This is a genomic window from Shewanella sp. SG44-6, from assembly GCF_014164185.1.
In the GTDB taxonomy this organism is placed as follows: domain Bacteria; phylum Pseudomonadota; class Gammaproteobacteria; order Enterobacterales; family Shewanellaceae; genus Shewanella; species Shewanella vesiculosa.
Genome location: NZ_JACJER010000200.1, coordinates 1 through 5,497, shown reverse-complemented (window position 1 = coordinate 5,497; position 5,497 = coordinate 1). Strand labels below are relative to the sequence as shown.

The window sequence follows — 5,497 nt, the reverse complement described above, 5'->3', positions numbered from 1 at the left end:
ATATTTATAATTGACAATCTCTTTATCAGAACAAAGCAACACCAGCTATAGCGGCATAATCGTTAAAATAGGCGCAAAAAAAAGCCCCTGTGTCTTAATAAGAGCACAGGGGAAGGTCAGGTGTCGGGGAGACATATTGACGGTAAATCGATATAGGTTACTTTGCTGCTTCACCTAACTTAGCTAAGGTATAAGGAGCTAATTCAGGAATAGCCTGACGGGTTTGATTTTCAAGCACTAATAAAGTGGCAAAGTTATCACATACCTTATCGGCACGATCTTCAAGACCTTGCGATTGCGACTCAAGTTGCTTTTCGATGTCGGCACCGACGTTGTCCATCTTTTGTGAAAAAGCATTCATTTTCTCTTCAAATGAACCCCCTTCTGAAGACATTATTTGGCTACCCAGTGTCATCATTAATGAACCCATTGAACTGGTAACCATTTGTTCCATTTCTTGCTCAAACTCTTTGTTAAAAGCTTGCTCAATTGATGCTTCTGTTGAGCCTAAATAAAATTTATCGCCTTGTTGATATGCCATGGTATCAACACGCTTTTGAATACCGACCATTAATTTATCGATATGAACATTAGCTGCATCACCAAAAATAGGTGTTAACGCCATATTAACCGCTTGAGTAGCCACAGAAACAACATCTCCAACAAGGTCTATCACATCTGGCACTTGGCGAGAAAGTTCTTCAGAGTACTGGGTGAGTAATTTTTGTTGTTTGTCATTAAGAGTCACTTTTTTACCCTCAACATAAAGCTGACCTAACTCAACACGATACTTTTCGATTCCATTATCGCTAATTTGTAGCGTAGTCGGCTCAACCGTTACGTCGTAGTTTAGGGTTACGTTACACTTCTCATCATTCAATGACATTTTTGCCATTGCAGGTGTTAACGCCCCAGCGGTGAATAACACACTCGTTAACGCTAAACCACAAATCAACTTTTGCTTAGTCATGATAAAAATCCTTTTGGTATACGAATATCAATAATTAGGTCGGATATGAAAGGTATATAGCATAAGTTATGCCAAAAACTATAAGATTATGATTTATATTAAATTAAAAGCTTAGAAACAAAAAAGATGGGCGAGTAGAGAAACAATAGCGGAAGTGTATTCGTAAAATAAACCAAAAAGTAGTCTATTTTACGAATCTCAATAATAATTAATTTATCTGCACCAAACTAAAAAATAGATCGACCGAGTTGCTGACTGAAGTGCTCAAGCATCGCAGTGCCGGCAAGTGAGTTGCCATTAACATCAAGCTCAGGTGACCAGACACAAATTGACATGTCACCAGGGATAACCGCAATAATCCCGCCGCCCACACCACTTTTACCCGGCATACCCACGCGGTAAGCAAACTCACCTGCACCATCGTATAGTCCCGATGTTGCCAGTAATGCATTAAGTTGCCGAGTTTGCACAGGCGATACTAAACTGTCGCCATCGAGCGTTTTACCACGATTAGCTAAATAGAACATAGCCCGAGACAAATCAGCGCAATTCATTCTTAATGCACAATAATGAAAATAACTTTTAAGCACGGTATTAACGTCGCCGTCAAAATTACCAAATGACTTCATCAAATAAGCAATAGATGCATTGCGGGCGCTGAACTGGAACTCAGAGTCCGCGACGACTTTATCGTAAGTGAGTATTGGGTTTTGGCTTAATTGGCGGACCACTTCCAACATACGATGCTTAGGTGCCCCAAGACGCGCTTGCAGCAAGTCGGCTATTACCAGTGCACCGGCATTAATAAAAGGGTTGCGAGGTTTACCGCGCTCTAATTCAACCTGCACGAGGGAATTGAACGAGTGTCCTGAGGGTTCTTTGCCTACCCGACTCCAGATTTCATCTTCGGTATATAAATTCAGTGCCAGAGTTAAGCTAAAAACTTTAGAAATACTTTGAATTGAAAAAGGTTCGAGGTAATCACCGGCACCAATTGTTTGACCATCAATGGTGGTGACTGCAATACCTATTTTATTAGGGTCAACACAGGCAAGAGCAGGAATATATCCTGCCACCTTGCCTTTACCCAAAAGCGATTTTACTTTATCGACAGCTTGCTGAAGTAATAATTGCTCTGGCAATTTAGCTTAACCCCACCAAATATCATATAAATCACTGACTTCAAGGTTAGAAACAGGCTTATCTTTCCAGAATGTTTTGACTGCTGCAGTATCTTCATCAGTACATTTACCAATAGCTTGGGTAGCAATAATACCTTCCCATTGCTTGTGTCCACCACCGTGGAAACCTAATTGACGAGGTTCAATAACTTCAATAAGAAACTGATCGACTAAGTTATCAATATCTTGCTCAGAAACTGACTCATCAAAGGTCCAGTTAATTTCAAAACCTAGCTCTTGAAACTCATCAACTCGTAATTTTTTACGTAAACGACGACTACGATTTTGCGCCATGGTATATTCTCCGATTGCTGAAAGTGTAGTTGTGATTAAGCGATACGCTCAAACATGATATCCCATACGCCGTGACCAAGTCTGTGGCCCCTTGCTTCAAACTTTGTTAGCGGACGATGGTCTGGACGTTCGACAACTGTACCAGTTGTTGATTGATTTTTATAACCTTCTGCTGCATTCATTATCTCTAACATATGCTCGCTGTAATTTTCCCAATCGGTTGCCATGTGAAACACGCCACCAATCTTAAGCTTACGGCGGATAAGCTGTACAAACTCAGCTTGTACAATACGGCGCTTATGATGGCGCTTTTTATGCCAAGGATCTGGGAAAAATAATTGAACGCGCTCAAGTGAACCATCAACAATGCTGTGCTCTAACACTTCCATTGCATCGTGATGATATACACGTAAGTTAGTGACTTCAGCAGCACCAGCATCCGCAAGACACGTACCAATACCTGGCTTATGAACTTCTATGCCAATAAAGTTTTGCTCTGGGGCAGCTTTTGCCATTTGCACTAATGATGCGCCCATACCAAAACCGATTTCTAACACGGTATCAGCATCGCGACCGAACACTTGAGTTAACTCCAACGCTTGTGGAGTGTAATCAAGCCCCATTGTTGGCCAATATGCTTCAATTGCTTGAGATTGACCTTTAGTTAAACGGCCCTCGCGTAAAACAAAACTTCTGATTTTACGAATATACTTACCTTCTTCGTTAAATTCAGCTGTGGTAACGTCGCTCATTTTTGCCTCGTTGTCTGCGTATTCTGTTGTGCTGTGTAACTAGTGATAAAATCAGCTAGTAGCTATATGCTATTAAGCCACTCTTAACTAGCACGTTACGCAATTGCTATCTGTAATAGATCATTTATAAAGTCAGTTGCGCATTATACCTAAACTGATCGCACATGTTTATGCTAATTTATGTTTTTAAATAGCGCGGCTACTTGTGTAATAAAATGCCTATGGCTACACTGCGCCCATGAAAAATCTAAGCCCATTTTCTGAGCGTATTATCGCTTGGTACGACCTGCATGGTCGCAAATCACTGCCTTGGCAGCTCAATAAAACGCCTTACCGTGTTTGGGTGTCGGAGATCATGCTCCAGCAAACTCAAGTTGCGACGGTGATTCCCTATTATGAAAAATTTATGGCGCGCTTCCCAAGCGTTGTCGATCTTGCTAATGCGCATCAAGATGAAGTGCTGCATTTGTGGACCGGCTTAGGTTATTACGCCAGAGCCCGTAATCTACATAAAGCGGCACAGCATATACGTGATGCCTTTGATGGCAAGTTTCCGACTCAGTTTGAAGATGTCGTGGCTTTATCTGGAATAGGTAAATCTACCGCTGGGGCGATACTGTCATTATCACTTGGTCAACACCACCCTATTTTAGATGGAAATGTTAAACGAGTATTGGCCAGACATGGTGCAATTGCAGGTTGGCCAGGACAAAAAAACGTTGAGCAGCAATTATGGCAATTAACGGATGCGTTAACACCAGCCAAAAATGTTGAAAAGTTTAACCAAGCTATGATGGATATTGGTTCAAGTGTTTGTACTCGCAGCAAACCTAATTGCGCAGCCTGTCCTGTGGCAATTGATTGTGTAGCGCAACAAAGTGGCCATCAAAGCCTATATCCAGGTAAAAAGCCTAAAAAAGTGACGCCCGAAAAATCAGCCTTTATGGTGGTTTTAGTTGATAACAGCGAAGATTCTATCAAAGTTCAGTTAATCCAGCGCCCACCAGCAGGTATATGGGGAGGGTTATGGTGTTTTCCACAATTTGAGCATCAAGCAGAATTAAATGATTATTTAACCCTGCATAATTTGACACAATCTGAACAAGGGCTTGCAGGGTTTAGGCATACCTTTAGTCATTTCCATCTTGATATTCAACCCGTATTAGTTGAACTATCTGTTGCTCAAGCTACTGGCATCATGGAACAAACCTCGGCTCTCTGGTATAACATAGAGCAACCTGCGAAAGTCGGCTTGGCAGCAGCCACAGAACGCATTTTGGCTAATTTAGCCGTACTTTTCGCGACACATTAGTGTTTACAGTAATTAATAAAGTTAGTAAGGAATCATCATGGCTCACACAGTTCACTGTCAACATCTCAACAAATCAGCTGATGGCTTAGATTTTCAGCTTTACCCAGGCGAATTGGGTAAGCGCATTTTTGACAATATCAGTAAAGAAGCTTGGAGCTTATGGCAAAAGAAGCAAACCATGCTCATTAACGAGAAAAAACTCAATATGATGAATGTTGATGACCGCAAGTTTCTTGAAGAGCAAATGACTCACTTTTTATTTGAAGGTAAAGACGTTGAAATCGAAGGTTATGTTCCACCAGCGGAAGAAGAATAACCTAGCAATATAATCGATAACAGTATTAAACAACAAAGCCGCTTAACTTAGCGGCTTTGTTTTATTAATCACTAATCCGACAGATTATTGTTTAACGCCTTCCACTACCAAGGCTAATTCAACGTTAGCAGAAGCTGGACCTAAATCCATTTTGACACCGAAATCTTTCATCGCAAAACTGGTTGTGCCGGTAAAACCTGCACGGTAACCACCCCATGGATCTTTACCTTCACCGATAGCAACAGCATCAATAGTTAACGGTTTGGTTACACCATTTAAGGTAAAGTCACCATTAATCACAAACTGGTTATTACCTTTATCGACAATCGATGTTGATTTGAAAGAAGCCTCTGGGAATTTGCTGGTATTTAAAAAGTCTGCGCTGCGCAAATGCTTGTCACGTTCAGCATGATTAGAATCAACACTGTTAGTATTAATTTTAACATTCACTTTGCCGTCTGCTACTTTGGCTGCATCGAAACTGAAGTCACCAGAGAACTCATTAAAGCGACCAACCACAAAGCTATAACCCAAATGGCTTACACTAAATTGAATTGATGCATGTGCACCTTGAGTGTCGATAACATAGTCGGCAGCGTTAACAGCAACAGGTAACATAAACGTTGCACCCATGAGTGCTGCTATAAGGTGTTTTTTCATGACTTTTATTCC

At 41.1% G+C, this 5,497-nt stretch carries 7 protein-coding genes; 2 read left to right on the top strand and 5 right to left on the bottom strand.

What is annotated here, in order from left to right; all coding sequences use genetic code 11:
- Positions 1-157 precede the first annotated feature (157 nt).
- The 4 genes from H5185_RS21050 to trmB all read right to left on the bottom strand — a co-directional run bounded on the left by H5185_RS21050 (position 158) and on the right by trmB (position 3,197).
- Entirely contained in the window at positions 158-970 is an 813-nt protein-coding gene (locus H5185_RS21050) for a YggN family protein (protein ID WP_124017176.1), read from the bottom strand.
- Between the two features lie 227 nt (positions 971-1,197).
- Positions 1,198-2,112 carry a glutaminase B gene (gene glsB / locus H5185_RS21045; RefSeq protein ID WP_182698364.1) on the bottom strand — a complete coding sequence of 305 codons (915 nt, stop codon included), beginning with the start codon at positions 2,110-2,112 and terminating at the stop codon, positions 1,198-1,200.
- Positions 2,113-2,118: 6 nt separating this feature from the next.
- Positions 2,119-2,445, bottom strand: a complete 327-nt coding sequence (locus tag H5185_RS21040; RefSeq protein WP_182698363.1) for a YggL family protein — start codon at positions 2,443-2,445, stop codon at positions 2,119-2,121.
- A 35-nt stretch (positions 2,446-2,480) separates the two neighbouring features.
- A complete protein-coding gene (trmB, locus tag H5185_RS21035) occupies positions 2,481-3,197 on the bottom strand; it encodes a tRNA (guanosine(46)-N7)-methyltransferase TrmB (protein ID WP_124017173.1) in 717 nt (238 codons plus the stop codon).
- A 238-nt stretch (positions 3,198-3,435) separates the two neighbouring features.
- Here trmB and mutY point away from each other — a divergent pair, with 238 nt between their 5' ends.
- Positions 3,436-4,509, top strand: a complete 1,074-nt coding sequence (gene mutY, locus H5185_RS21030) for an A/G-specific adenine glycosylase (protein WP_182698361.1) — start codon at positions 3,436-3,438, stop codon at positions 4,507-4,509.
- 37 nt (positions 4,510-4,546) lie between these two features.
- Positions 4,547-4,825 (top strand): oxidative damage protection protein, encoded by a 279-nt coding sequence (locus tag H5185_RS21025; protein ID WP_182743080.1) that lies wholly within the window; start codon positions 4,547-4,549, stop codon positions 4,823-4,825.
- 84 nt (positions 4,826-4,909) lie between these two features.
- Here H5185_RS21025 and H5185_RS21020 read toward each other — a convergent pair whose 3' ends face one another.
- On the bottom strand, positions 4,910-5,485 hold the full coding sequence (locus H5185_RS21020; protein WP_182743079.1) for a YceI family protein: 576 nt from the start codon (positions 5,483-5,485) through the stop codon (positions 4,910-4,912).
- Positions 5,486-5,497: the final 12 nt, after the last annotated feature.

Bases quoted from the DNA above. Each gene is read 5' to 3' on its own strand.
- H5185_RS21040 (WP_182698363.1), bottom strand. From the start codon at position 2,445: ATGGCGCAAAATCGTAGTCGTCGTTTACGTAAAAAATTACGAGTTGAT.
- trmB (WP_124017173.1), bottom strand. From the start codon at position 3,197: ATGAGCGACGTTACCACAGCTGAATTTAACGAAGAAGGTAAGTATATT.
- H5185_RS21025 (WP_182743080.1), top strand. From the start codon at position 4,547: ATGGCTCACACAGTTCACTGTCAACATCTCAACAAATCAGCTGATGGC.
- mutY (WP_182698361.1), top strand. From the start codon at position 3,436: ATGAAAAATCTAAGCCCATTTTCTGAGCGTATTATCGCTTGGTACGAC.
- H5185_RS21020 (WP_182743079.1), bottom strand. From the start codon at position 5,485: ATGAAAAAACACCTTATAGCAGCACTCATGGGTGCAACGTTTATGTTA.
- H5185_RS21050 (WP_124017176.1), bottom strand. From the start codon at position 970: ATGACTAAGCAAAAGTTGATTTGTGGTTTAGCGTTAACGAGTGTGTTA.